This is a genomic window from Streptomyces palmae (genome assembly GCF_004684805.1).
Taxonomy (GTDB): Bacteria; Actinomycetota; Actinomycetes; order Streptomycetales; family Streptomycetaceae; genus Streptomyces; species Streptomyces palmae.
The window spans coordinates 1-3,473 of record NZ_SRID01000536.1 but is presented as its reverse complement, the minus strand read 5'-3'; the positions used below and the strand labels follow the sequence as shown (position 1 = coordinate 3,473).

Sequence of the window (3,473 nt, the reverse complement as noted above, 5' to 3'; positions counted from 1 at the left end):
ACTCCACGAACGGCGCCAACGCCCGCTCGCACTCCCCCATCGCCTCACCGAAGACCGCGCTGGAGTCCAGCAACTCCACCGCCATCCCCGCCCACTGCGACCCCTGCCCGGGGAAGACGAACACCGGGCGCCCCGCGGCACCGTTCCGCCCCAGGACCACCTGCGGCGCTCCCGCGGTCTCGCCCGCGGCCAACGCCCGCAACCCCGCCAGCAACTCCGCGCGGTCACCACCGACCACCACCGCACGCTGCTCCAGCTGAGCGCGCGAGACCGCCAGCGAACGACCCACCTCGGCGATCCCCCACTCGGGACGCCCCTCCACCGCCGCCAGCAACCGCCCCGCCTGCGCCCGCAACGCCGCACCACCGCGGCCCGACACCACCCACGGCACCACACCCACACCATCGGCCTCGACGACCGGCGCAGCCTCCACCGCCGGCGCCTGCTCCACGATCACATGCGCGTTGGTGCCGCTGATCCCGAAGGAGGAGACCGCGGCCCGCCGCGGACGACCTGCCTCGGGCCACGCCCGCGCCTCGGTCAGCAACTCCACCGATCCCGAGGACCAGTCCACATGCGGGGAGGGCGCGTCCACGTGCAGGGTGCGCGGCAGCACCCCGTGCCGCATCGCCATCACCATCTTGATGACGCCCGCCACACCGGCGGCGGCCTGGGTGTGCCCGATGTTGGACTTCAAGGACCCCAGCCACAGCGGACGGTCCTGGTCCCGGTCCTGGCCATAGGTGGCGAGCAGCGCCTGCGCCTCGATCGGATCGCCCAGCTTCGTCCCCGTACCGTGCGCCTCCACCGCGTCCACATCCGCACTCACCAACCCCGCGGCAGCCAAGGTCTGGTCGATGAGGCGCTGCTGGGACGGGCCGTTGGGGGCGGACAGGCCGTTGGAGGCGCCGTCCTGGTTGAGGGCCGAGCCGCGGATCACCGCCAGCACCCGGTGGCCGTTGCGTCGGGCGTCGGAGAGCCGCTCCAGGAGCAGGAGGCCGGCCCCTTCGCCCCAGGCGGTGCCGTCGGCGGCGGCCGAGAACGCCTTGCAGCGGCCGTCCGCCGCCAGGCCCCGCTGCCGGGCGAACTCCACGAACATGCCGGGTGAGGCCATCACCGCCACGCCGCCGGCCAGGGCCAGCGAGCTCTCGCCGCGGCGCAGCGACTGGCAGGCGAGGTGGAGTGCGGTGAGCGAGGAGGAGCAGGCGGTGTCCACGGTGACCGCCGGGCCCTCCAGGCCGTACACATAGGACAGTCGGCCGGAGAGCACGCTGACGGTGCTGCCGGTCAGTACGTGGCCGTCCGCGCCGGGGGCCGGCTGGTCCATCGGCGAGCCGTAGTCCTGCGCCATGGCGCCGACGAACACCCCGGTGCGGCTGCCGCGGAGGGTACCGGGGTCGATGCCGGCCCGTTCGAAGGCCTCCCAGGCGGTCTCCAGCAGTACCCGCTGCTGGGGGTCCATGGCCAGCGCCTCGCGGGGCGAGATGCCGAAGAAGTCGGCGTCGAAGCGGTCGGCGTCGGTGAGGAAGCCGCCGTGGCGGACGTAGGTGCGGCCGGGTGTGCCGGGCTCGGGGTGGTAGAGGCGGTCGGTGTCCCAGCCCCGGTCGGTCGGGAAGTCGCCGATGGCGTCCCGGCCGTCGGCGACCAGCTGCCACAGGTCCTCGGGAGAGCGCACACCGCCCGGGAACCGGCAGCCGATGGCGACGATGGCGATCGGGTCGCGGTCGGTGGCCGGGTCCTCGTCCCGGGCCGGGCCCGCGGTGCGTTCCCCGGCCGGGTCGACGCCCAGCAGGGTCGCCCGCAGCCGGGCCACCAGCGCGGAGGGCGTGGGGTGGTCGAAGACCAGCGTGACGGGGAGGGTGAGGCCGGTGGCTTCGCCCAGGCGGTTGCGCAGCTCCACGCCGGTCACCGAGTCGAAGCCGAGCTCCCGGAAGGGCCGGTCGGCGGCGAAGCCGCCGGTGGCGGATCGACCGAGGAGGAAGACCACCTGGGCGCGTATCAGCTCGCGCAGGATCCGTTCCTGCTCGGGCACGGGCGCGTCGGCGATCCGGCGCGCCAGGGGCAGCGCGTGGGGGCCGGCCGCCGTGTCGGCCTGGGCCGCCGGTCGGGCGGCGGCAGCGCGGAAGGGGTAGGTGGGCAGGTCCACGCGGGGGCCGGCCGGGCCGGGGAAGGCCGGCGTCCAGTCCACCGGCACGCCGTGGACGTGGAGTTGGGCGGCCGAGGTGAGCAGGCGGTCCAGGCCGCCCTGATCGCGGCGGAGCGAGCCCACCACGACGGTGCGGTCACCGGCGTCCAGGCTGTCGGCGGTGTCCTGGATCCCCGCGGTCAGCAGCGGGTGCGGGCTCATCTCGACGAAGGCGGTGTGCCCGTGCGCCAGCAGGGTGCCGACCGCCTCGGCGAAGCGGATCTCGGAGCTGACGTTGCGGGCCCAGTACGCGGCGTCCAGGGCGGCGGTGTCCAGGAGGTCGCCGGTGACGGACGAGTAGAACGGCACCGTCCCGGTACGCCCGCCGAAGGGGGCCAGGCGGGTCAGCAGGCCGTCGCGGATCGCGTCCATGCGCGGCGAGTGGGTGGGCACTCCGTTGCTGGTCTTGCGGGCCCGGACGCCCCGCGCGGCGAGGTCGGTGAGGAGTTCGTCGACCGCGGCGCTCTCACCCGCGACCAGGGTCCAGCGCGGGCCGTTGGCACCCGCGATGCTCAGCCGGCCTCCCCAGCGGGACAGCAGCGGGGCCAGCTCCGCCCGGGGCAGCACGATCGAGGCGAGGTCGCCGTGGCCGTACAGCCGGGCCTGCTCCGTGCTCCACCGGGCGACCACGGCGAGCGCGTCCTCCAGGGAGAGGGCGCCGGCCACCTGGGCGGCGGCGATCTCGCCCAGGCAGGTGCCCACCACCGCGTCCGGTCGCACGCCGTACCCACGCCACACCTCGGCGATCGAGAGCATCACCGCTACCAGGGCGGGCTGCACCACATCGGTGCGCTCCAGCTCGGGTGCGCCCGGGGCGGTGCGCAGTACGTCGAGCAGGGACCAGTCGACGTGCCGGGCCAGGATCTCCGCGCAGCGGTGCAGGTGCTCGCGGAACACCGGGCAGGTCTCGAGCAGTTCGAGCGCCATGCCCCGCCACTGGGAGCCCTGGCCGGGGAAGACGAACACCACCCGGTGCCCGGGGCGGGCGGTGCCCAGCACCAGGTCGGGGCTGTGGGGGTCGCCGTCGGCCAAAGCGCGCAGCCCGGCGAGGGCCTCGGACCGGTCGGTGGTGAGCAGTACGGCGCGCTGGTCGAAGCGCGTCCGGGTGGTGGCGAGCGCGCGGCCGATGTCCGCGGTGGCCGGTTCGGGGTGCGCGGTCAGCTGGGTGTGCAGGCGGTCGGCCTGGGCGCGCAGCGCGGACGCGTCGCGGGCGGAGAGCACCCAGGGCACAGGGGTTCGCGGGGCGGCCGGTGGGCTCGCCGTGTCGCCGGCCGGGGGTGTCGGGGTG

The 3,473-nt window shown here is 75.3% G+C and carries 1 protein-coding gene; it reads right to left on the bottom strand.

The features are described from left to right. Positions 1–3,406, bottom strand: a 3,406-nt coding sequence (locus E4099_RS30525) for a type I polyketide synthase (RefSeq protein WP_167828540.1), incomplete at its 3' end; no start/stop codon positions are given. Between the last annotated feature and the right edge of the window lie 67 nt (positions 3,407–3,473).